Here is a 24,756-nt window from a genome sequence, read left to right on the forward strand (position 1 = left end):
TTTTTTATAAATCAAGGTGTCAGGTGTCGGGTTACAGGTGTCAGAAAAAACCAAAATCGCCGTTCAGAGTCAGGAGGTTAACCTGACACCTCTTGTGTCGTTTATATGAAAGTCGCACCGGACGAAGCTCACTGTCCGGGGAGATTTTCATTGTTGGTTGTGGCTGCGGCCCAAAAGTCATGGTCCAGCCATGCTGGTTATTCGTCCTTTCTTGTAAAACTTCGAATTTTGCGGCGGTCCCGTTTGCCGGGCCGGTGTTCCGGGGCATGGAGCATGGCCGCCGGCCCGAGGATCCGGCGCATCTGCCGGGCCTTTTCCCGGGCCAGAACTGATTCCCCGGTCTCCTCGTACAGGGTGCGGGCGATCCTGGCCGGGCCCCTTTTTTCAGACAGCTCCAGGACCAGGACCACGAACTCGACATCGCCCCGCCGGATTGTGAGTTCATCACCGGTGCGCACGCCCCGGGAGGGCTTGCTCCGCTCACCGTTGATACGGACCAGACCGCCGCTGACCGCCCGGGTGGCCAGGGAACGGCTCTTGTAGAAACGGGCCGCCCACAACCAGCGGTCCAACCGGGTTTTTTCCGTGGTTTCCTCGGTCATCTTCCGGATGGGGTTGTTTCATATTCCTTTCAAAAACACCTTAAGTCTACTCAAACGGGCCGGCGGCTACCACCTGAAAAATCGGGTTTCAGGGCAGGCCTCCGGGAACTGTTCCTGCTAACCGTCTGCTGAAAAAAGGACACTACCAGAAAACGTTGCCGAGTGTTTTCTTTATTTTCAGGCTGCCGTTTTCAATGGCCACCATTTCATTAACAGCAAAGGACTCCTCATGGGTCAGATCCTGATCAAGGATATAGCCGGTCACCTTGGCGGTGTAACTGATGCTGACCTCGGTGGTGTGGTGGAGCGGACCGTTTTCCAGATTGCTGATCCGATATTCGATCCGGTCAAATGCATCAAAGGAGTTGGCAAGGGATTCTTCCAGGTCGGTGAGATCGCTGCCGTCCGCCGATGACCAGTCATCGGCAAGCAGCCGCAGCACCCCGGTCAGGTTACGGTTGCTGTATTCCCGGGCAAATTCCCCGTACAGCGCCTCAATCATTTCCCTGGTTATATATTGGGCCTTTTCGGTTTGACCGGCTGGTTGCGGGCCAGACGTTTCCCGGGGTCGGTTCGGGCTCAGACCGAACATTGTCGGCCACTGGCCCTGGATTTCGTCCATCTGCTTTTTGAATTTTGCAAACTCTTCATACAGGTTCGGCCGATAGTTTTTCAACGGACCCATCCCGGGGTGAAAATCCGCATATTTTCTGGAAAAGGGCAGAAGATAGGCAACCGCCTTGTTTTTCACTTCAGGGAAGAGCACCGGAATCGGGTTGTAGTTGTCAACCGGCAACACCCTTAACCCGGTGTATTGGTCCAGGAACTTTTCACCCTTCTGAAAGGCGCTGATGAATTTTGCAACCTCGCCTTTATTAAGAGCGACAAGTTTTTTATACCAGTCCTGCCTGGCGATTTTAACCATTCTGTCGACCATCACCGGTTGCAACAGGCCGCCGCCCTGCCAGGCATCGATCAGTTCCCGCAGGGATTTCATGGTAAAGGAAATATTTATGTTTCGCTGGTCAAGTGTGTATTCAAAAGAGTTTTTCAGCTGATATATATGCCAGTACCTGTCGAGTTCAGGCAGGAGCAGCCTGGCTTCCTCGCTGGCCTTATCGTAAATTCGGTTGTTAAGGAACCTGAGGTTTATCTCGTCGTTAAAAGCGGCAAATTTACGGGCATGATGCTGAATGTCGGATTCAAGCCGGGTCAGGGAAGTCCGGTACTGGTCAAGCAGAAGCTGGTTTTCTGTCAGGGCTCTCTGGAGTCGCGCCATTGAGTCCATCACCGCTGTCACCTCGTTACTGCCGGCGCCGGCCAGGTTCATGGTCTCATTGATCAATTCCTCCGCAGTGTTAAGAATAACATCAACATCCCGGGAAGCCCGTTGAATATTCCGTTCCCATTGCGATTTTTTTTCCGCGGCATATTGAACGACCCGGTCCAGTTCGTTTTCAACCTCGCTGATTGCGGCGGCGGCATTGTTCAGGGCCCCGCCGTTGTTTGCTTGAATCCCTGCCTCATAATTCAGATAGACATAGCCGAACAAGGCCATGGAGTAATTATCAATGATGCGCTGGTCCGGGTTTTCCGGGATGGCCAGATCGTTCTGGCCGGCATAAAAATTTTCCTGGGGATTGAGATCATTAAAATCAGGGAGTGCATCCTTTTTGATTTCCAGAGCGGTATTCCGGAGTTGATCCTGGAATTTTTTTAATTTCGCGATTGCCTGATTCCTTCGCCCGGCAGCGCTTTCATAGGCCGGCAATACTTCTTCATGCCAGCTCTTGTACAAGGCCTGCTGTTTGCGGAAAACGGATTTTATGGCATCATTATAGAATATTACAACGGTATCAAGGCAGACCGGGTCATACACATACCCCTTGTAGGGTATCCGCGGAGGTTCCGGGGGCACGGCCAGGAATGGCCGGGCCAGGGTGGTATAGTAGCTCCAGTCGATGGTGCCGTTATAAATACCGATATTGGCTTCACGGAAATTTGCCAGTTGAGCAATATTTGTTTTTTGATAATTCTCCAGCTTATCGAGTAATCGCCGGTAGAGCAGACCCTGAAGGCGTCTGGTTTGTTGCGCCGGGTCGATATTGACACATCCGGGCCGCACCGTGGGCAGTTGCCCCGGTTGCCGCGTTCCCGTATCATTCTGTTGGGGTTCAGCAGGCCCGTCATGTTTTCCCTGGACTGCCGGCGCCTTTTTATTCGGCCGGCCGGGAGCGGCGCCGGATAAGGAGGTCCGCAGGGATTGCGTTACGCTCAGTTTGTCGGCAGCGGATTTTTTCAACAGTTGTTGATATTGACGGGTGGCAAAATAATAGTATGACCGTTTTTTGTCCCGGGCCCGGGCCTGGAGTTTTTTGACCTGGTCATGATACTTGCGGTATTTGAGGGCCAGGTCCAAGGTCTTGGCCCACATTTCATCCTTTAACCGGTCCACCCATTTTTTTCTGTCGAGCCAGGGTTTGGTGGCAGTGATCGCCTTCTGGTTTTCGGGAAATTCAAACCACTCGTTAAATTGACGCGCCAGTTGGCCGATGTTGGCGAAATTCCCGTTTCCCTGGCGCCATTGATTTACCCGGGGCAAGAGGAAGTTTTTTATAAAGTATTGGCGGCTCTGGTCCTCGGCCCAGCGTTGAACCTCGGTATAAGAACCCTTGGCAAAATCCCAGGCCCAGGTGATGGCGCCGGCGCCGCTGCCCAGCACCGCCTTGAGCAGCATTCCGGCGACCTGTTCACCGGCCAGGTTTCTGGCCTTGTCCGCCTCACCGTTTGCACAGTGATCAATAATCTGGAGATAGGTTGTGACATCCGCCTCGCCCAAGGCCCCGCTGGAAACCTTGTTCAACTCGGCATCAAGATGTTCTTTCAGCCTTTTTTCAAGTTCCTTCCTGATCTCCTGGTTGGTAATGGTCGCGGGAATATACTGGCTGATTCCACTGGGAGCAAGGGAGATCGCCCCGGCCGAACCGGCGGCTGCCAGGGTCGTCAGGAGTATGAATGGAAGAAGAATATTCCTTACGCGCATGTTTTTCCCCGCGCTGTCAGCTTTTTTTATATCAAAGCCGCCACGAACGTACTGCCCAGCCATGCCGGGGTGACGCCCTTCATTGTTTGGATTATGGCCAGCGGATATGGTCCGGCCATGCTCCATGCTGGTCAATCAAAAAAACCGGTCCCCTTTTACCTGCAGGATCCGGAAGCTGTCGCCTGCCGGCTTGAGCAGGATCTCGCTCTGGCCTGAACGCTTATGAGGGTTGCCCCGGCGATCCAGGTAGGACATCTGCCAGCGGACACTGGCATTGAGCAGGCCGTCGCTTTCAAGCACCTTGTTGACCATGAACCGGATGTCCACCAGATTTTCATTGCGCCAGCGGTTCTCCAGCCGCTGCCGCAGTTCCTCATACCCCTCGTAATAGCCAGGGGAAAAGAAATCGCGGACCTTGTCCCAGGTCTCCAGCTTAAGCCCCTGTTCCAGGCCCTGGAGCTGGTTTTCAACCGCGGATTTGCGGTTGTCGCTGGCCCAGGGCGTACCGGCACAGGCAGCCAGGCTGAAAACAAAAAGGAGCAAGGCGGGCAAGACAAAAAAATTGTGGTTTAACTTCACGGCAGACCCTCCCGAAGTGATCAACAGGTGAAGAAAAAGGCCGGACCCCATCAACGGGGCCCGGCCGGCACGATGAACCGGACAGCAATTACGGCCCGGAAACCGGATATTTATAATTAATAACACAGGTCAAGGGTGCGTTTAACTGATCAACCTCAACTATCGCATAGGTGCCGTTGCCAAGCTTGACGGCAAAGGTGCTGCCGGTGGTGGCCGGGGCCGGGTTGAACTGATCGTACGGCCCGGCCGGGGCCTGGGTGGCGGTGTCAAAGGAGTTGTTCGCCATGGCGACCCAGGAGGCGTTGTTGTTCATGAAAAAAATGTTGGTTTCAAAAATAATATCACCGTCCCAGGCGCCGAGGGCGCCGGTGGCCAGAAAAATGCCCTGGCCATTATCCAGGGTGGCGGTTTCCGCGGAGCCGCCGCCGCTCTCCGTGTCGTCGCCCTGTTCGGCCAGGCCGCAGTCACCGTCATTGTTGCAGCCCAGGACCTCGCTGCCGATTGATTCTTCGGTAACATTGGTAGCCACGTCGCCCGGATTGGAAACCCCGAAGATCAGGGGGGCGGCCATCTCGGAGAGCAGAAAACCGCTGCCCCGGGCAAAGGTCATGGAAGAGGCGGCGCTGTCCTTGAGCAGTTGACCGCTTTTTGCCACCTGAACCTGGCGGTTGAAGGTGAAGTACAGTTCATAGTTACCGTCAAAGGGGACGATCCTGGTGATGTTCGGCTCGATCCTGATATTATCGAAGAACAGAAAATCATCGGAAACGGCGTCTTCCAGGGCCGCGAGATCGCCTTCAAAATCCGGGTGGACCAACCGCATGAAGCCAGCCTGGTCTTCCGCCATGTAGAGGCGCAGCAGTTCGTTGAACACGGTCTTGACATTATCGGTATTAGGCATGTCGCCCACCAGAAAGGTGAAACTGTGGTCTTCCAGGTCACTGGCTTTGCCGGCAGTGGATAAGGCCTTGATCCGGAAATCATATTCCCGCTCAAGCTCCGGCTTGAACTCCAGGGTGAACATGCCCCGGTCGCCCAGGACCGCCTTTTGCCAGGTCTCGCCGCCGTCAAGGCTTATTTCAACCTTGCCGATGACCCCTTGGCCCAGTTCGGCCTGGCCGCGGATGATGAGTTCGCCGCTGACCAGGTCTTCCCTGGCCAGGGTGATCCGCTCGTCAACGTTTTCAACACTGACGGAGTTGAATCTGATGCTGGTGAATTCCGGGGTGTTGTCCTGCCTGCCGAAATCCCACCATTTGGCCTCGCCAGGGGTGGCGGTCAGCAGCATGACGCCCATGTAAAAGGCGGCAAGGAGCAGGATAAAACCTTTTTTATCTATTCTGTTATCCATGATTGATTACCCCTCCCTTTTCTCAAAGCTGTACCGGAACATGATTTTAACAATATCTTCCCGGTATTCTTTTGTTTTGTCGTCAAAGTCAAAATTATTTCTGGTCCCTTCCATCCGGATACTGCCCTTTTTGAGCCAGTCGGGCCGCAGTTCACAGTAGACGCTCAACTTGGTGCGGGTCGAATCATTGCCAAGGGTCGACAGGTCATTGACCACCCGCTCCGCATTCAGGCCGAAGCGCAGGAATTTCTCATAGGTGCCGCCCAGGTTGAACCTGAGGGTGGTTGTGTAGTCACTGCCGTTGGTGGTCAGATTGTCCCTTTCCTGCAGCCCGGCGACGAACCGGGGCCGCAACTCAAGCCGGCCGTCCTTGAAGCGATGCCGGGACGAAAGGCTAAGGTTGTAAAAATAGTTGCTGGAGGAAGCGCCGCCGGCAGTGGTGTCGTTATCAATGATTTTTTCGATGTCCGCATTGACCCGCAGGACCTTGGCCAGCCGGTCGGAGACAGCGAGCTTGATCCGGTCCGAGGTTGATTCACGGCTGTTGTCATCGGTGTCGGTCCACTTGCGGCGGGTTGACAGCGAGATCTTCAGGCTGCGCCGGTTAAAGGCCCGTTTGCGTTTGACGCCGACCTCGCCGGTAACGTTGGTGGTGGTGGTCAGGGCAAGGTTGTCCGCCAGGTTGTTCCTGGAATGATCGAACATCCCGAACACGCTCCAGCGATTGTTGAGCTTGGCGTCCGCCTTGGTATAGATCCGCTGCCGGTCCGGGGTGGCGCCGCCGCCCAGGGTGGTGAAGTCGGTGCTCACCCTCTCAAACCTGCCCCGCAGCTTGACCACGCCGAGCCGGGTTTTAAGCCCCAGCCGGTGGGCGGTGCCGGTGGTTTCGGTCCTGGCGCCGCCGCTGGTGGTCATGGTGGTATTGCTGTAGGCATGTTCGCCGCTCAGCCTTAAACGGTCCCGCCGGTATTCCCAGTCCAGGGCGGGCACTGTATTGATGTAGGCATTCTCGGTGGTCCGGTTCGGGTCGCCATCGTCATCCCTCACATAACCGAGATTCAGGCCGACCCGGTAGTTGTCCCGGGCATGCTGGAAACGGATACCGCCGCCGAACCGGTCCATGGGCTCGCCGGTCGGCGTCTTGTAGAGGTATTCCCACTGGCTGTCAAAGATGCCATAGCCGACCCGGATATAGTTTTCCTTGTCCCTGAGATTGAGCTGGGCGCCCAGACCCTTGACGGATTTATTCATGGAGTATTGGGACAGGTTGATAAAATGATCGCCGAGATTGAGCTGGACCTTGTCCTTGACGAGCTTGAGGCTCAGTTTCTCAATGGAGGCGTTTTCCGGATCGAACTGGTCGTTGTCGGTCAACCGGAAATTAAAATTCAGAATAGAATCCCAGCCGTTGTCAAAACTGTTCCTTGCCCTGATGTCCGTCTCGTGCAGGTAATGGCCGCCCTCCACATAAAAACTGGCAGCCTTGCCCGGACCGGAGATGCTGTAGCTGATCAACTCGGTGCGGTTATTGATTTTTATCTGATTTGACGCGGCCAGGGTCGGATCCGGGCCGGCCGCCAGCAGAAAAATCGAACCAAGAACCCCCCCCCAGGAGATCTTCTTGCAGTCCATCATAATGCTTTCTCCTTAATTAGATTGAAATTTCCGATAACAAGTCTCTCCATCAACAATAAATATGACCCGATTATTTTTTCACAAGCCCTGATCTTGAACAAAACTGGTCAGTTCTGGACAGACACTACCTCTTCGGGGCACCCCCGTCAATGCCAAACGTCCGCTTTTCGGCCCAGCAGACGCAACCGCTGCCTTGTAAGACCGGGCCCTTTTCGTTGGTCGATCAGACCCGTTACGGTTCGTTCCGCAAAGCTCTTGAAGGGCGGGATTTATCTCAACAAAGAGGCAAAATACTTTTTGATGCGGCACCCGGGCGATCTTTTGCTTGTGCTTGTTCTCCAGGGCTTGCTATGGTTTATTAGCGGGCCGCACCGGTCTGCAAACACATGGTCTCAAGGGGGTATGGGCATGGGAACGAACAACCTGATCTTTCTGGAAGTCATCGAATGGTTTGATGATTCGGGCAAGGAAATCACCCACCGCATTCCGGAACAGGGCTCCGGCGAGATCAAATACGGGGCCCAGCTCACTGTCCGTGACAGCCAGGCCGCGGTGTTTTTCTATCAGGGCAAGGCCTGCGAGGCGTTCGGGCCCGGTCGCCACACCTTGAAAACCGCCAACATCCCGATCCTGACCAAGATCGTTGCCCTGCCCTGGGCCATGACCAGCCCCTTGCGGGCCGAGGTCTATTTTGCCAACATGAAGGTGTTCCCCAACCTGAAATGGGGAACCCGCGACCCGGTGGCTTTCAAGGATTCCGAACTCGGCCTGATCCGGCTCCGGGCCCATGGCATGTTCAATATCCAGGTGGTGCAGCCGATCCTGTTTATCAACACCCTGGTGGGCACCATGGGCCGGTTTACCACCCGGGAAATCGAGGAGTATCTCAAGCGGGTGATTGTCTCCCGGTTCAACGACCATCTCGGCGAACATCTTGACAGCCTTCTCAACCTGCCGGGCAGGTACGACGAGCTGGCCGACGGCTTACAAAAAAGACTGGCAGAGGACTTCAGCCATTTCGGCATCAAGCTCCACGAATTGTATATCACCTCCATCACCCCGCCGGCCGACGTACAAAAAGCCATTGACGACAAGAGCCGGCTCGGGGTTTTCGATGACCTCGACCGGTTGATGAAACTGAAAGCGGCCGCAGCCATGGAAAAGGCGGCCGAGTCCAGCGGCGAGGCCGGTTCCGGCCTGGGAATGGGGTTGGGGTTCATGATGCCCTCGATGTTTGCCCAATCCATGCAGCCGGCCGCTGATTCAAACAAGCCGGAGCCACCGGCTGCCGCTGAAAACAACTGCCCGGACTGCCGCCACGCCATGCCGGTGGATTCGCGCTTCTGCCCCTACTGCGGCCACCAGCAGGTGGTCTTTCAGCAATGTGCCCACTGCGGCAAGAATCTGGCCGCCAACGCCAGATTCTGTTCCAGATGCGGCCGGCCCGCCGATGCCAGGCCGGCCCCGCTCTTCTGCCCCGAATGCGGGGCCGAAAACCTGCCCGGCGCGGTATTCTGCAACCAGTGCGGCGAATCGATGAAGTAAGAAAGAGGTTACAGGTGTCAGGTTTCGGGTGTCAGTATCAAGAGATTTTTTTGTTACGAGGAGGTTTCATTAATAACGAATATAACACGGCCCAAGCCCGTTCCCGATGACCAGGCAAACCCTGATACCTGAAACCCGATACCTGTAACCTGAATAATGCCCTATCGCCTTGAACAGGAATGCCCGCAGTGCAGCGCTCCTCTGGAGATAGAGGATACCGACCGGCTGATTTCCTGCTCCTTCTGCGGGGTGTCCAGTTACCTGGCCAATCCGGAAAAATGCCGGCTGGTGCTGCCGGCCAGGGATGCCGGCAAAACAAACCTCCATGTCCCCTATCTGCATTTCAAGGGGGCGGTGTATGGTTGCGATCAGCAGTCGGTCAAGTTCCGGCTGGCCGACACCACCAGGCTGGCGATATCACTGCCCCTTGTGCCGTCATCGCTGGGGGTCCGGCCCCAGGCCATGAAGATGCGCTATTACAGCCCGGCCCAGGGCAGCGTGCTCATAAAAAACACCCTGACCTGGAAAAAGGTGCTGGCCACCATGGTTCCTCCGCCAATACCCAGAAAAAAATGTTTGCACCAGGTTGCCATCGGCGAGGCGCTCAATGTCATCTACCTGCCCTTGACATTAAAAGACACCACCCTCTACGACGCGATACTGGACCGGCCCCTGGGCACAGTGGCCAGGGGATGGGACGCAATTGGCCCCCAGGTGCAAAGCAGGGCCGGCTGGCAGCCCAGGTTTCTGGCCAGCCTCTGCCCCCACTGCGGCTGGAACCTGCACGGCGCCCGGGACAGCGTGGTCCTCTTCTGCGATCACTGCAATTCGGCCTGGACCGCCGGCAACAACCGGCTGACCCGGGTCCCTTTTGTTGTTCAGGCCAGCAATAAAAACTCCCTCTACCTGCCCTTCTGGCAGATCCTGGCCACAGCGCCCGGGCCGGTTGCGATCGACTCCTTTGCCGACTTTATCCGGATTACCAACCAGCCGCTGGTGGTCCGGCCGGGCTGGAAGAAACAGCCGATGCGTTTTTATGCGCCCGCCTTCAAGATCCGGCCCAAGAGTTTTTTGAGACTGGCCACCCGGGCAACCGTTTCCCAGACCAGATTCACCTTAACCGGGGCGGATATGGCGGATATCGATCTGCACCCGGTCACCCTGCCCGGAAGCGAGGCGATCCAGGCCTTGAAGATCATCCTGGCCAACTCGGCCCTGACCAGGAAAAACATCTTTCCATTTCTGCCCGAAATCCGCTTTTCGGTCCAGCAGGCGCAACTGGCGCTGCTGCCCTTCAGCGCATCCAGCCATGAGTTCATCCAGGAACAGTCCGGCATCACCGTAAACCGGAACAGCTTGCGATTCGGCCGTGGTCTTTGATAATGTCCAGAGGTCCGAAACGGACGAAGATGAGGTGCTGGTGAACTTGTACGAACAGGGAAGCGAACCTGGTGAGACTCCGAAAAGACCATTCCCGGATGGGCACCAAACAACAAAATGCGGGCTCCACGGGTGAAGGTTGCGGAATGAACCATTCTATTCACCGGGCCCTGTATTACCTGCGCGTACTTGGTTTCCGTGGTCTGCTTTCCGCCGTCAGATCAAAGCTGTTGAACAGGCCGGCCCTGCTGAAATCAACCAGGCCCGGGATCAGGTTTCCTTTCTATATCAGGATGCTGGCCTCGGACGTCTCGGTATACGACCAGATATTCATTCTCCGGGAGTATGATTTCGAGACCCGGAAGGAACCGGCCGTGATAATCGATGCCGGCGCAAACAGCGGGCTTACCTCGATCTGGTTTGCCAACCGGTTCCCGGATTCAAGGATCATTGCCATTGAGCCGGAAAAAAACAACTTTGCAATACTTAAGAAAAATATTGCCCCATATAACAACATCACTCCTGTGCATGGGGCATTATGGGACGAAAACAAGGAAATCACCCTGGTTGATCCCGGCCTGGGCACAATGGGATATATGACCCGAAACAATGCAGCCACTGCGGAAAAAATTCCTGGCAAGTCACTTTACCGGGTCAAGGGGATGACCATTGACCGGATCATGGCTGAACAGGGGATCGAATTCATAGATATCCTCAAAATAGACATCGAGGGAGCGGAAAAAGAGGTCTTCCAGGACCCGGCACCCTGGATTGACAAGGTGGGCGCCTTGATCATCGAAACCCACGAACGGATGAAACCGGGTTGTAATCATAATGTACTCAATGCTACAAAAGATTTTAACGATAAGTGGTCGCAAGGAAACAGTGTATATCTGAGCCGAACCAATGGATGCCTGAAAAGGGGCATCACCCGGCCATGAGCGGATTTTTCTTGTTTTTCCGCCCGCCGTCCTGATCAGTGCCCCTGGCGCGGGTGGCGGACAGCAGGGGAGCCCCCCCGGCGGCAGGACCAGGTCCCGCCCTCCCCTGTTCGATAGCCGGAACTGCTGATGAACGCTTACCGGCCGGTGGTTTCCGTAAATCTGTAGCCCCTGGTGAACGGTTACGAAAGATCAGCCTTTGTCGAAAAAAGCCGGATCATTACTTGAAGCAAGAACCAAAATAGGGCATTATCTGCTGGACATTGAAATAGCTGAAGGTTCAAGGTTGGAAACGGCAACAACTTTGAAGCGGGAACTCGCCTGGCCTTCTCTTTATCACTTATCTGCAAAGGGGTTAAAAATGAATGTCAACACCGCCAGCCTGGACGAACTCTGCATCAACACCCTTCGTTTCCTGGCCATCGATGCAATAGACCGGGCCAATTCCGGCCATCCCGGCATGCCGATGGGGGCCGCGCCCATGGCCTATGTGCTCTGGACCCGTTTCCTCCGCCACAACCCGGCCAACCCGGCCTGGCCGGACCGGGACCGTTTCGTGCTCTCCGCCGGTCACGGTTCCATGCTCCTTTACGGTCTGCTCCACCTGAGCGGGTATGATCTCTCCCTGGACGATATCAAGAACTTCCGCCAGTGGGGCAGCAAGACCGCCGGCCACCCGGAATACGGACATGCCCCGGGCATTGAAACCACCACCGGCCCCCTGGGCCAGGGCTTTGCCAACGGGGTGGGCATGGCCATGGCCGAGCAGCACCTGGCGGCCCGCTACAACCGGCCCGGCCATGAAATCATCAACCATTACACCTACGGCATTGTCGGCGACGGCGACCTGATGGAGGGCATCTCCCACGAGGCGGCTTCCCTGGCCGGTCATCTCGGCCTGGGCAAGCTGATCTTTCTCTACGACGACAACCATGTCTCCATTGAGGGCCATACTGATATCGCCTTTACCGATGATACCGGCAAGCGGTTCGAGGCCTGTGGCTGGCAGGTCCTGCGGGTGGCGGACGGCAACGACCTGGAGGCCATTGACCAGGCCCTGGCCGCGGCCCGGGCCGAGACCTCGCAACCGTCCCTGATCGCGGTCCGTACCCTGATCGGCTATGGCAGCCCCAACCGCCAGGACACGCCCAAGGCCCATGGCGAGCCCCTGGGCGCGGAAGAGATCAGGAACACCAGGGCCAACCTGAACTGGCCGGAAACCCGGTTTTTTGTACCTCAAGAGGTTTCAGGCCATTTTGCCAACAATCAGGACAAGGGGGCGGAGCAGGAAGCGGACTGGCAGGCCCGGCTGGCCGCCTTTCGCCGGGACCATCCCCAAGCGGCCGAGGAACTGGAACAGAGACTGGCCGGCCGGCTGCCGGAAGACTGGGACCGGGATATCCCGGTGTTCCCGGCCGATGCCAGGGGCAAGGCCACCCGGGTCACCTCGGGGCAGATATTAAACGGGATCGCCGGCAATCTGCCCGCGTTGATGGGCGGTTCCGCAGACCTGGCCCCGTCCACCAAGACCCTGATCAACAACGAGGCCGGCTTTCAGCAGGACAGCTATGACCAGCGCAACATCCATTTCGGGGTGCGCGAACACGGGATGGGCGGGATCCTGAACGGCATGGCCCTGCACGGCGGTTTTGTTCCCTATGGCGCCACCTTTCTGATCTTTTCCGAATATATGCGCCCGCCCATCCGGCTGGCCAGCCTGATGGAGCAGCGGGTGATCTATGTCTTTACCCATGACAGCATCGCCCTGGGCGAGGATGGGCCGACCCATCAACCGGTTGAGCAACTGGCCTCCCTGCGTGCCATCCCCAACCTGAACGTTATCCGGCCCTGCGATGCCAATGAATGTGCCGAGGCCTGGCGGCAGGCCGTGCTGTCGGCCAGGACGCCCACCGTGCTGGCCCTGACCCGGCAGTCGGTGCCCACCCTGGACCGGGACCAGATGGCCCCTGCCGCTGGACTTGCCCGGGGCGCCTATGTATTAAAGGATTTCGGCGGGAACAGGCCGGAGGTCATCCTGATCGGCACCGGCTCGGAGGTTCATATCGCCCTGGCCGCGGCAGAGATCCTGGCGGCGCAAGGGGTGGCCGCCCGGGTGGTGAGCATGCCCAGCTGGGAATTGTTCGACAAACAGGACCGGCAGTACCAAGACCAGGTCCTGCCGCCGGCAATCACCGCCCGGGTGGCGGTGGAGGCCGGCGTAACCCAGGGCTGGCACCGTTATGTGGGCGCAGACGGCGCAATAATCGGCCTGGATCATTTCGGGGCCTCGGCGCCGATGACGGAACTCTACCGCCGGTTCGGCATCACCGCCGAAAAAGTGGTGGAGGCAGCCAACAGACTGCTCTAAGGCGAACTATTCCGCTGTTTTCCTGCCAGGCCGGAAATGGCAGCCGATACACCTGGCAATCGGACCGATCCGGCCCTGGTCGGCCATTTTCCGGTGACAGCCCTTGCACAAGGAGTGGCCGGCCAGCTTCAGGCTGTTGAGACTCTTGTTGCCCATCTCGGAGTTATGGCAGCTCACACAGGCAAGTATCCTCATCTCCGGTTCATAGGGGAGCTGTTTCCCGTTCTCATCCATGCCGTGATGACATTCTTTGCATTCAAGAAACTGCTGGTGCTTCTGGTGGGGAAACAGGGTCGGCTGCCGGGCGGATAGATTCTGGATAACGATCATCTCCAGCCCGTGGCCGCTGTCCGTGCGCTCAACCACGATCTGTTCCCGGCGGAAATCCGCCTTAACGACCCAGGTCTCCCGGGCCGCGACGGTAATCGCTTTCTCAAGCACCTGGTCGCCAAGGACAAATCTGACCGTATGTTCACCGGGGCCAAGGTTGTGGACCTGTTTGTCACCCCTGCCGATCTCCTTGCCGTCAAGTGAAATCCGGGCATGCAGGGGCAAGGAACGAAGCACCAGGTCACCGCTGTCACCGCGGCTGATCAGCAGCAGCACCTTGCGGTTGATATCCTCCACCGTTGTTGATTCATCAAAGTCAAGGACCACCTCCAGGGTACGGCCGTTCTTGATCGCCACGTTTCCGGTCAGAATTTTGCCGCGGTTTTTCGCCTTGAAGTTATACTCCCCGCCTTCGAGGTCCTCGATATAGAGACCGGCTGCCCCCAGCTTGCCCTGGAGCTGACCACTGAGCCAGACCTGGGTACCCGGCGGCCCGACAACCTGCAGGTCGCCGCCGGCCGCAGCCGGCCCGGCAACCATTGCGGTCATGATCATCCAGAGCCAGAAGAAAGAATGGTATTTTTTCACGATGCCCCTCCCTGCGGAGACGATAAATTAGCGAGATGGTTATTCTATTATATGCCGGAGATGGTTAGGATGCAATCGACTTGATTTTTTTATTCACAAAAAAAAACCCGGAACTCAAAGAGAACCGGGTTTTTAAAGATGGATTACGTGCGTGCCTCAGGATTTCTTTTTCTTGGCAGCGGCCTTTTTCCTGGCGGCGGCCTTCTTCTTGGCAGCCGGCTTTTTCTCTGTTTCTTTTTCCTGCCGGGCCGGCTTTTCGGCCTTTTTTTCCTGCCCCGCCGGGACCGGAGCAAAGGCCTTGGACAGAGACTTGGCCAGTTTTTCAGCAATCACCTCGCTGATATGCTCCCGGGTGAAATCTCCTTCCTTGCGCAACCCCTTGGTGGCATTGGCAAAGACCATCCGCACCTTACGGTCGCTGACCACTGCCAGGGCCTTTTCCAGCCGGGCCGTCAATTCGGCCGGCTCGATCCCCTCGGACTCACCCAGCGGTCCCAGTTCCCTGGCAAGTTGCGTGAAATCGGTGATCAGCTTGACAAAGCGCGGCGCCTCGGCGGCCGAGGCCCACTGGAGCGAGAACCGTTCCGGGTTGATCCCGACTTCATTGAGCGCCATTCCCACCAGCGCATCCATTCCCATTGCATCGTAATTACCAACCTGGTAATGGCATTCACCAGGTTGTCAGCCACCGGCAAAGATGCCGGCCGCCCCGGCCAGGAACCCGCGCATCACAAAGGTGGGATCGATGCGGCCGGTGCACATCACCCGGATGGTCCGCAGGTTGGGAGGGTACTGGTAGCGGGATACCCCGGCCGCATCAGCGGCGGCGTAACAACACCAGTTACACAAGAAACCCAGAATCTTGGGATTATATTGTTCCTGACTCATAATAGTTATTCCTCGGTTGCCTCTTCTTTGATCCCGCCGAACGCCTCGATCTGCGAGACGATCTGCTCGTTGGTGAACCCGCCCATGGAGATGGCAAAGGTCGGACAATGGGAAGCGCAGATGCCGCACGCCTTGCATGAGGCAACAATGGTTTCCGCCTTTTTCTTCTTATCCTGCTTGACCATCCGGATGGCCTGGTAGGGACAGAGGGAGGCGCACAGGCTGCAGCCGATGCAGGTCTCCTTATCCACGTTGGAGACGATCGGATCCACTGAGACATACCCCCTGACCATGGGGATGGCGGCCTTGGCCGCCGCGGCCTGGGCCTGGACGATGATCTCGTCAACCGGCTTGGGCGAATGGGCCAGGCCGGAGACATAGACGCCGGCAACCGGCAGTTCCACCGGCCGCAGCTTGACGTGCGCCTCCAGGTAGAACCGGTTCTGATTCACCGGCACCTTGAGCAGCTTGCTCAAATAGTCGGTGGACTCGGGTACGATCCCGGTGGACAGCACCAGCATCTTCGGCTTCAGGTTCACCTCGTCCCGGAGAATCGGGTCAAAAAAGGAGACCTCGATCCTGTTGCCCTTCTGGGTAATGGCCGGTTTCCGGTCCAGGGTATAGGGTATGAAGAGAACCCCCTGCTCCCGGGCCTGCTGGTAGATATCCTCGTTATACCCGTAGGTCCGGATATCACGAAAGAGAACCACTACCTGAGACTTCGGGTTGATCTCCTTGATCTTGAGCGCATTTTTTACAGCGCTGCTACAGCAGATCTTGCTGCAGTAGCCCAGGCCGTCGCCCCGGGAGCCGGCGCACTGAACCATGACCACCGAATCCGGGGCCCGGTTCCTGCTCTTGCCGGCAAGGCTCTTTTCCAGTTCCTGCTGGGTGAGCACTGTTTTGGCGGAAAAATCAATGGGATTGTTGAGCACGGTTGCCGGCCGATGTTCCCTGCCGCCGGTGGCGATCAGGATCACCCCGTGATCAATGGTATCCTCGACCGGGCCCTTTTTCTTCTCGCTCTTGATCACCGAGGAGAAGTTGCCGACAAACCCGCTGGTCTGCAGGAGTTCCGCCGAGGTGAACAGATCGATTTTCTTGTTTTTCCTGACCTGACCGGCCAGCTTCTTGACATGGTCGAGATGCTGGAAAAAGCCGCCCAGCGAAGATTTTTTCTCTACCAGGAAACAATGAAAACCCTGGTCAGCCAGGTTGAGGGCCGCGGTCATCCCGGCCACCCCGCCGCCGACCACCAGCGCCCTGGAGGTCACCGGCACGGTCTGTTCGGGCAAGGGCTGGATCAACCGGGCCTTGGCAACCGCCATCCGCACCAGATCCTTGGACTTGTCAGTGGCCGCCTCGGGCTCGTTGGCATGGACCCAGGAACATTGATCGCGGATATTTACCATTTCAAACAGCGAGCGGTTGAGCCCGGCATCCTTCAGGGTCTCCTGAAAGAGCGGCTCATGGGTCCGCGGCGAACAGGCGGCGATAACCACCCGGTTCAGCCGATGCTCCTTTATCTTCTCCTTGAGCACCTCCTGGGCGTCCTGGGAGCAGCTGTAAAGGCTTTCAGTGTAGTAGACCACGTTTTCCATGTCCCCGGCATAGTTGCTTACCCCGGGCACATCGACAACGCTGCCGATATTGATCCCGCAATGGCAGACAAAGACCCCGATCCGCACCTCTTCATCCAGGGGCTTTTCAGCGGGATAGCTCTTATGGATGATCCCCTTGCCCCGTTCCTTCTTTAAGAGCGAGGAAACCGCCCCGGCAACCCCGCTGGACTGGGTGACGCTCTCCGGAATATCCTTGGGGCCCTGGAAGGCGCCGGCAACAAAGACCCCCTTCCTGGAGGTGTCCAGCGGGCTGAAGGTATCAGTGGCGCAGAAATCGTATCCATTCAACTCAATCCCGCTGATCGCGGCCAGCTTGCCGGCATCGGCCGGCGAATCAAGGCCCACCGAAAGGACCACCATGTCATAGGGATCAAAGCGGTGACTGCCGTCCATGGTGGCATAGGTCAGCTGCAGGTGATCGCCCCATGGCATCACATCGGCGACCCGGGCCCGGACAAACTTGATCCCCTTGTCCTCGGCCCGCTGCTGGGCCGCGTCAAAGTCCTTGCCCTGGGTGCGGATATCCATGTAGTAGATGGTGATCTCCGCCTCGGGGTCATGCTCCTTGGCAACCATTGCCTCCTTGATCGCATACATGCAGCAGACCGAGGAGCAGTAGCCGTTGTCGCAGCCCAGATCCCGGGAGCCCACGCACTGGATAAAGGCGATCTTATGGGGATGGCGCTGGTCGGAAAGACAGCGGACCTCGCCTTGGAACGGGCCGGAGGGGTTGAGCAGCCGCTCGAACTCCAGGCTGGTGACCACGTCCGGATGTTTGCCGTAGCCATACTTGGCCAGGGCCTGGTCCGGAACCCGGCCGAAACCGGGCGAGAGCACCACCGCGCCGACCTCCAGGGCCCGTTCCTCGGGTTTCTGACTGAAATCAATGGCCTTGCTCTGGCAGACCGGCACACAGATCTGGCAGGTCTCATGCTGGAGATAGAGACAGCTGCGCGGATCAATGAAATAGGTGGCTGGCACCGCCTGGGGATAGTCGATATGGATCGGCCGGGTAATGGCCAGTCCCTCGTTGTACTCGTCGACCTGGTGCCGGGGACAGTAGGTGGTGCACAGGCCGCAGGCCGTACAGTCGTCCGCATTGATGTAACGGGGATTGATCCGGACGTTGGCGGTGAATTTACCGGGCCTTCCATCCAGTGAAAGAAACTCGGCGTTTGTAAGAATCTCGATATTTGGAGACCGACCGGCCTCGACCAACTTGGGCGCCAGGATTCAGAGCGAACAGTCGTTGGTCGGGAAGGTCTTGTCCAGTTGAGCCATCACCCCGCCAATGGCAGCGGATTTTTCCACCAGATAGACATAGTATCCCAGGTCGGTCAGATCAAGAGCCGCCTGGAGACCGGCGATACCGCCGCCGACCACCATCACGGATCCGGCTCTGCTCTTCTTTACTTCAGCCATAATGTAACTCCAGGTTCAAAGTTAACAACCGCGCAACATGTCGAAATCAACAAGATTTCTTATCCCGGTGGCCCGGGACCTGTTCCCTTTCCCTGCCGGAGCAAGACACGGTCTTAAGAGGCCGGCTTCCACTCCTTGAGGTATGCGGGCAGATGTCCGGCCTCGCGCGGGCCGATGGTAATGGTCCACTCGGGCAGTTCCTCCTCGATCTCGCCCTTGATGGTGGCCAGATACCCGGGGATGATCAGGTCGCGATGCTTGACCTTGTCCTCAATGCCGCTCTTCTTGAGGAACTGGGCGATGAGGTCGGCGCCGAACTTGCCGGCGGCCCAGGCGGTGAGCACCGACAGCCCCTCGGTATCCTTGATCAGCAGCCAGGAAGGCACCTTGCTGCCCTCGATCTCGCCGGAGACGATGAAGTAGGTGAGCGAGAAGTTGCAGGTGACCAGCACCGGCGAGTTCTCGTCCGGACCGTTGATCGGATAGATATCCTCTTTCACCACCATCGGCCGCTGCGGATCAGTGAACAGGTTGAGCCGTTCCAGGAAGAGCGGAAAGAGGGTGTCGCCCTGGAGATCGGACAGGATAATCATCCCGGCGTACTTGGCGATCAGCACCGAGGAGATCATCGCCTCCATCAGCGGGTCGTCGGTCATCTCGCCGGGAAAGACGATGGTCGGAAAGCCGAGCGGCTTGAATTTTTTGGTAACCGCGGCGCGGCGGGCCACAATGTTGTCCTCGAATGCGGCATGCATGGTCCGGGCCCCGGTATCAATGACCAGGTCCTTGAGACCGGCCTTGATCAAGCTCTCGGACAGGGTCACCGCGTCGTCAAGGTCAACGCCCTTGACCGCCAGCGGGCAGCCGGCCTCCCTGGCCATCCCGGCCATGGCATCGGCATTACCGGCAGTGGCCCCGTACAGGAGCGGCTTGCGGTCGCCGCAGAGCCTGGCCCCCTCGGCCAGGGTCTCGGGGTTGTCGCTCATCAGCACCAGGGTGGCGTCGGCCGCGGTGTCCAGGACCTTCTTGACCAATCCGCTAAAGGCGGCTCCATCACCGTCAGCATCCTTGACCGCGATGATATCGGCCTTCATCAATACCCCGACCCGCTCATAGCGCAGGCTGTTAAAGCGCTCGATCCGGCCGTCCACATCCTGGCCGGCCATCCCGGTGGTGACCAGCACCCCGATGCCGGTGGGATTTTCGAACCGCCGGTCATGCCGGTACATGCAGGTCTCGCCGCCGGCGGTGAAAGCGGCATCCCCTGCCCCGAGCTTGATGGTGCGGATCGGCGGCGCCGAGGCCTCGCCAATGGTCTCCTTGGCCTCATCGCTCACATACGGACATACGCCGATTTCCATCTGCCCGGCCGCCACCTTCATTCCAAAGGCCAGACAGGTCGGTATCCCGCATTCCCCGCAGTTGGTCTTGGGGAGCATTTTCAGGATTTGAATACCAGTTAAAGCCATTACCGTTCCTCCACGTTTATCTATACATTCAAAGCATGCAGAATATCGTTGTGATCCTTACACCGCCGCTTCCATCTCCAGGGCCGGGTGCCCCTTTTCCTTCAGGAACTTGAGGATCTCCTCCTCGGTCTCACCCTGCTCTTCAGTGGCGATCATTTCATACAGTTCAGGCATCCCCTCTTCCTTGCACCGCGCGATGAGCTTGTCCTTGATCTCTTCCTTGAGCATCTTGGGCAGCCAGACCAGCCGTTTGAGCCCGCCCTCGGCCTTGAGGAACTTGCGGCTGGTGAGGAAATGCTTGCTGACCCCCATGAAACCGGGGGTCTGGGCCCCGCCGCCGGCCATGCCGGCCAGGGTGGTGAACTTCATCCCGCTGGGGGTCATGCCCCGGTAATCGCGGTTAACGATCATCACCCCGTTGCACTGGGGCAGCATCGCGGCAATGGCCTCGAAACAGCCGCAGGCGGTCATCGGGTTGGTCATCAGTGAATAGCAGGCCACCTCGGGCACCGCGCCGCGGGAGGCCTGGTTGACAAAATCATTGATCCCCTTGAAGTTGCCCAGGTTGTTGTCAAGGCACTCGCCCTTTTCAATGGGCTGGTTGGGGCCGGTGGGGTTGATCTGATAGGAGGCCTTGCCGTCCAGCCAGTTGTAGGCCCCGCACATGCCCACCCGCTCCGGGGTGATCACGCAGACATGGCTGGGGGCGAAAGACTGGCACAGGGTACAGGAGTAGAAAATCTCCTCGGTCTCGTCGGTCATGGTGCCCAGCCGTTCGTCGCGCTCGGCATATACCGTGCGGGCCACTTCCTGGACCTTTTCCACCTGGTCGGGCTCGGTATAGATCTTGACCTGGATCTTGTCGAGGATCGCGCCGAACTCCTGGTGGAGCTTGCCGTGCAGCACCTTGCCGATGTGGGCAAGCGAAAAACCCTTCTCCACCGCGGCCTTGCCGATCCGGAGCCACATGATGTTCCGCTGGCCCATGTGCATGATGCCCTGGATGTAGTTGATCAGGTGATGGAACTGCCGCTCGAGGATGGGCTCGAAGTCGGACTGCATCTCCCGGCCGGCCACCTCGACCAGGATGGCCAACGGCAGGTTGTGGCCCTGTTCGATATCCTTGATGTCCGGACCCTCGACAATGACCAGGCCGTCCTCGACATCGCCCATGTCCTTGGAGACGAGCACCTCGACCGCCGGGGTCCGGCCGCCGCCGCACTCCATGAACAGATCGTCCTTGCGCACCCGCTCGCCCTCAAAGGCCGGACCGAAAGACATGGGGATGTCGATCTTGGTGATCGAGACCTTGAGACCGCGCACCTCAATGGCCTTCTGGACGAACTCCTCGTGGGGTACGTTGCTGACCACGTGCTCGTAAGTACAGATACCAGTGGGCAGCACCTCGGGGATGTCGTAATCAGAGATGGTGGGAAAGCCCCAGTTGATGGCGCCGGCGGCATTGGCGTACCACTCGTCGGAAACCGGTCCGAAGGCCATCACAAAGGCAAAGGTCCGGTCCTTGTTGTAGATCAGGTTGCCCCGGTAGTCGCCGGGCTTGATCCCGCCGAAGGCCATGGCCACCCGGCAGGCGAAACCAATGGCAAAGACCGCCGAGGTGTAGCTCCGGCCAAAGGGCACCAGCCGGGTGTTCCAGCCGACCTGGACCTTGTTGTCGACGAGCTGCTCGGGCATGCTCTTCCCAGAGGCGTGATCATGGTCATGCATGAAGATATAGAGGTTCTTCTCCTGCAGTTCCAGGGCGATCTTGCTGGCGATCTCCTTGTCGGGCGGCGCACCCATGATCGCGGCAAACCCGGGGGCCGTGCCGTCAACAAACTCCACCCCCCGCTTACGGAAGATGATATCGTCGGCCGCGCCCAGCCAGATATTGTCCGCAGTGGGATCCTCGGTCTTGGTGTAGAAATCAGGCTCGTTCAAATAGCGGACCGCCTCATACATCTCTTCGGCAAAAAAGGTGGCCATGCCCGCATCCAGGGCCGAGGCCAGGTAGGGCAGCCAGATCTCATCGCTGACCATCTCCGGCAGAAGCTTGCGGCATTCCTGGAAGATATCCTTCATATCCCCCAGCTTTTCCACCTTGGCGCCCAGCATTGAATAAATGACCGGCAGGAAATAGGCGGTGTTGGGGAAGGCGACCTCTTGTTCAGGACCGTGTTTCTTCAGCGCTTCTTCATACTTTTCCTCGGCCATGTCCACAATCTTGTGGGCACCTCGAATAGCGGCTGAACAGATAATTTTTGACATCGGAGACTCCTTAGCAGAGAAATATTTTTACAGGATCAACTGGGTTGTTCATGGTCACGGCATTCAGCCGATCAGGCCGTTGACCAGCGACTTGGTCAGGGCGATGGCCCTGGGATGCCGCATGATCAATACCTCGCCGCCGGACAGCAGCATACAGGAAGCGGTAATCGCCTCCATCAGCACGCCGCGCTGCTCCTGATCACCCAGGAGCGGGTCCGAGGGCAGCCGGCATTCCTTGGCCTTCCAGACCTCGCGGCCCAGGTTACAGATGATCGGCACCTGCAGTTTCTCGTCCTGCTGGGTCAGGGCGGCCAACCGGATCCGCTCCATAACCGAATAGGTGTACTCAATGCCGTAGCCCAGGGCCCCGACAGAGGGGTCGATGAGTACCGAATCAAGCGACACCCCGAGATTCTCCAGCAGGATGTTGAGCTGCTTGGCCAGGTTGACGTCAATGGGAGAGGCGGCGACCATGGGATACTGGAAGGCCATGGCCGTGGCGCCGATGGAGCGGTAATTGGCATCGGAGAGCGGCGCCAGGCAGACCTTCTTGCTGCCGATCATTGCGGTGACCTCCCGCAGGGTCTCGGTATCCTTGTCAGCGTTGCCGCAGCCCCAGAGGATGATCGGCACATCGATGTTATTGATCACCTCGGCCGCGGTCTTGGCCGCATCGGCCGATGACCGGTTCAGGCCGTTGGGGTCGGTGGAGACCAGGGAGAGACAGATCGCCTCGGCCTGGTACTCCTTGACACATTTCCGGGCCCAGTCCACCGGGCTGTCAAGCACGTCGGCAAAATGGCGGGTCAGGGTCCCGGGCCATTCTTCCGGCTTGATATCAGGAACATCCATGGCAATGAGCGGCTTGTTCGGCATCTCGCCTTCAAAGAGCTGAAAGGGCATGGAGTCGGCCCCGCCGACCTGAACGGTGTTGTCGTCGCTGCCCAGGGTGACCTGGCGGATGGAGCCGCTGTATCGGGTCCGGTAGGTGTCAACCGGAACCTTGGTCGATCGATCGGCCAGGGGTGTCGGCTCACCGGCCAGCGCGGCAACCCCGAAATCAGCGGCAGCGGCCGGGGCGGCGGCGGGCTTGGCCTCGGCAGTCTTTTCAGCCTCCTCAACGGCCTTGGCCGCAGCCTCTTTTTTCGCCTCTGCCGCGGCTTTTGCTTCCGCCGCCTTCCTAGCCTCCTCAGCGGCCTTGGCCTGTTCGGCAGCCTTGGCCGCGGCGGCCTTTTTGGCCTCTTCGGCAGCCTTGGCTTGTGCGGCGGCTTTTACTTCAGCAGCCTTCTTGGCTTCCTCGGCAGCCTTGGTCCTGGCTTCATCTGCCGCGCTATCCACGGCCGGTGCCGCCGGTGCTGCTGGTGCTGCCGGAGTTACCGGTGCTGCCGGTGCTGCCGGGGCTGCCGGGGCTGCCGGAGTTACCGGGGCTGCCGGCTCTTTCCGCAAGATGGCTTCGGCCCCGGCAAAATTGGTCAGGGCCTCGAATTGATCATCGCTTAATCCAAGGGATCTCTTCAGTAATTCAAGACCACGCTGAACAGACTCCAACGCCATCCGGCGTTCTCTTTCATTCATCTCATCTTCTCCTGCTTCCGCAATTTCCATCAATTCCTGATCAACCGGGGCCGCGGTCCGCGCCTGCGGCCTGCCCGCTTCCTCCCTGGCCGCGGCAATTATCTTTTCAGCCTCTGCCCTGGCCGCGGCAAGAACATCATCGGCCGCCTTCTTGTCGACCGGGGCCCTGCTGACCTCGATTGCCGCCGGGGCCGCAACCAGGGCCGCGGCCGGCTCATCATCAAATACCGGCCTGGGGCCGAGACTGGCCCGGCTGACGATCTCGGGCACCGCGCTTTCCCACTCAATGGCCATGATATGGACCCCGGCCACCCCCTTGATCTCACGAACCTGGTTGATAACATCAACACAGATGTTGATGCCCTCGTCCTCCTTGTCCGCGGCTCCCCGCATCCGCTCGATCACCTCGCCGGTGACATCCATGCCGGGCACGAATTTTTTCATATACCGGGCCATGCCCAGGGAACGGGGCGGGGTGACCCCGGCCAGGATGGAGACCTTTTCATCAATGCCCAGGTCGCGGACCATTTCCATGAACCTGGCGAACTTCTCCACGTTATAGATGATCTGGGTCTGGACGAAATCAGCGCCATTAGCCGCCTTTTTCCCCAGCCGCGGGGCCCGGTAGGCAAAGGGCTCGGCAAAGGGGTTGGCCGCGCAGCCCAGAAAGAGCCGCGGCTTTTCACCCTTGATCTCCTCGCCGCACTGGAACCGGCCCTCGTCGCGCAGCGACCTCATCATGCCGAGCATCTGGATGGAGTCCATGTCAAAGACCCCCTTGGCTCCCGGATGGTTGCCGAACTTCTGATGATCACCGGTCAGGCAGAGCAGGTTCTTCAACCCCAGGGCCGCGGCGCCCAGGATATCGCTCTGCATCCCGATCCGGTTCCGGTCGCGACAGGTCATCTGGATGACCGGCTCCACCCCCTCGGACTGGACGATCAGGCCGGCGGCAATACTGGACATCCGGACAATGGCGGTCTGGCAGTCGGTGATATTAACCGCGTCCACATGGCCCTTCAACAACCGGGCCTTGTTGCGCACCACCTCGGGGTCGCTGTTCTTGGGCGGCCCCAGCTCACCGGTTACCGCAAAATCTCCCGCAGTTAAGATACGCTCTAATCGACTCGCCGATTTCATCGGTAATCTA

Annotated in this window: 16 protein-coding genes and 1 pseudogene; 4 read left to right on the forward strand and 13 right to left on the reverse strand. The window is 58.3% G+C overall.

What is annotated here, in order from left to right:
* Window positions 1-197 precede the first annotated feature (197 nt).
* The 5 genes from L3J03_00895 to L3J03_00915 form a co-directional block, all read right to left on the reverse strand.
* Window positions 198-602 (reverse strand): RNA-binding protein, encoded by a 405-nt coding sequence (locus tag L3J03_00895; protein ID MCF6289552.1) that lies wholly within the window; start codon window positions 600-602, stop codon window positions 198-200.
* Window positions 603-744: 142 nt separating this feature from the next.
* Window positions 745-3,645, reverse strand: a complete 2,901-nt coding sequence (locus tag L3J03_00900; GenBank protein ID MCF6289553.1) for a hypothetical protein — start codon at window positions 3,643-3,645, stop codon at window positions 745-747.
* A gap of 135 nt (window positions 3,646-3,780) precedes the next feature.
* A complete protein-coding gene (locus L3J03_00905) occupies window positions 3,781-4,224 on the reverse strand; it encodes a hypothetical protein (protein MCF6289554.1) in 444 nt (147 codons plus the stop codon).
* Between the two features lie 88 nt (window positions 4,225-4,312).
* Window positions 4,313-5,575, reverse strand: a complete 1,263-nt coding sequence (locus L3J03_00910) for a hypothetical protein (GenBank protein ID MCF6289555.1) — start codon at window positions 5,573-5,575, stop codon at window positions 4,313-4,315.
* Between the two features lie 6 nt (window positions 5,576-5,581).
* Entirely contained in the window at window positions 5,582-7,210 is a 1,629-nt protein-coding gene (locus L3J03_00915) for a hypothetical protein (protein ID MCF6289556.1), read from the reverse strand.
* Window positions 7,211-7,618: 408 nt separating this feature from the next.
* On the opposite strand from L3J03_00915, the gene L3J03_00920 reads away from it, so the two are divergent.
* The 4 genes from L3J03_00920 (at window position 7,619) to tkt (ending at window position 13,444) form a co-directional block, all read left to right on the forward strand.
* The gene (locus L3J03_00920) at window positions 7,619-8,755 is read left to right on the forward strand and encodes an SPFH domain-containing protein (GenBank protein MCF6289557.1); all 1,137 of its coding nucleotides are present in this window, start codon (window positions 7,619-7,621) and stop codon (window positions 8,753-8,755) included.
* A gap of 156 nt (window positions 8,756-8,911) precedes the next feature.
* Entirely contained in the window at window positions 8,912-10,135 is a 1,224-nt protein-coding gene (locus L3J03_00925) for a hypothetical protein (protein MCF6289558.1), read from the forward strand.
* A gap of 146 nt (window positions 10,136-10,281) precedes the next feature.
* Window positions 10,282-11,076 (forward strand): FkbM family methyltransferase, encoded by a 795-nt coding sequence (locus L3J03_00930; protein MCF6289559.1) that lies wholly within the window; start codon window positions 10,282-10,284, stop codon window positions 11,074-11,076.
* 361 nt (window positions 11,077-11,437) lie between these two features.
* Window positions 11,438-13,444, forward strand: coding sequence for a transketolase (gene tkt, locus L3J03_00935; GenBank protein ID MCF6289560.1), 2,007 nt, complete (start codon window positions 11,438-11,440; stop codon window positions 13,442-13,444).
* 6 nt (window positions 13,445-13,450) lie between these two features.
* Here the strand turns inward: tkt and L3J03_00940 are convergent, their stop codons facing one another.
* The 8 genes and pseudogenes from L3J03_00940 to L3J03_00975 form a co-directional block, all read right to left on the reverse strand.
* Entirely contained in the window at window positions 13,451-14,362 is a 912-nt protein-coding gene (locus L3J03_00940; protein ID MCF6289561.1) for a PEGA domain-containing protein, read from the reverse strand.
* Between the two features lie 156 nt (window positions 14,363-14,518).
* A complete protein-coding gene (locus tag L3J03_00945; protein MCF6289562.1) occupies window positions 14,519-15,250 on the reverse strand; it encodes a hydrogenase iron-sulfur subunit in 732 nt (243 codons plus the stop codon).
* A gap of 5 nt (window positions 15,251-15,255) precedes the next feature.
* Window positions 15,256-18,090: an FAD-dependent oxidoreductase gene (locus tag L3J03_00950; protein MCF6289563.1), complete on the reverse strand. Its 2,835-nt coding sequence runs from the start codon at window positions 18,088-18,090 to the stop codon at window positions 15,256-15,258.
* Window positions 18,091-18,105: 15 nt separating this feature from the next.
* A complete protein-coding gene (locus L3J03_00955) occupies window positions 18,106-18,294 on the reverse strand; it encodes an FAD-dependent oxidoreductase (GenBank protein MCF6289564.1) in 189 nt (62 codons plus the stop codon).
* 113 nt (window positions 18,295-18,407) lie between these two features.
* On the reverse strand, window positions 18,408-19,763 hold the full coding sequence (locus L3J03_00960) for an acetyl-CoA decarbonylase/synthase complex subunit gamma (protein ID MCF6289565.1): 1,356 nt from the start codon (window positions 19,761-19,763) through the stop codon (window positions 18,408-18,410).
* A gap of 57 nt (window positions 19,764-19,820) precedes the next feature.
* Complete coding sequence (gene cdhC, locus L3J03_00965) at window positions 19,821-22,031, reverse strand: CO dehydrogenase/CO-methylating acetyl-CoA synthase complex subunit beta (protein ID MCF6289566.1); 2,211 nt, start codon at window positions 22,029-22,031, stop codon at window positions 19,821-19,823.
* A 63-nt stretch (window positions 22,032-22,094) separates the two neighbouring features.
* A complete protein-coding gene (locus L3J03_00970) occupies window positions 22,095-23,585 on the reverse strand; it encodes an acetyl-CoA decarbonylase/synthase complex subunit delta (GenBank protein ID MCF6289567.1) in 1,491 nt (496 codons plus the stop codon).
* Window positions 23,586-23,834: 249 nt separating this feature from the next.
* A pseudogene (locus L3J03_00975) lies at window positions 23,835-24,746 on the reverse strand (methylenetetrahydrofolate reductase).
* Window positions 24,747-24,756 lie beyond the last annotated feature (10 nt).

The sequence above is a fragment of the Desulfobacterales bacterium genome (assembly GCA_021647905.1).
Classification (GTDB): domain Bacteria; phylum Desulfobacterota; class Desulfobulbia; order Desulfobulbales; family BM004; genus JAKITW01.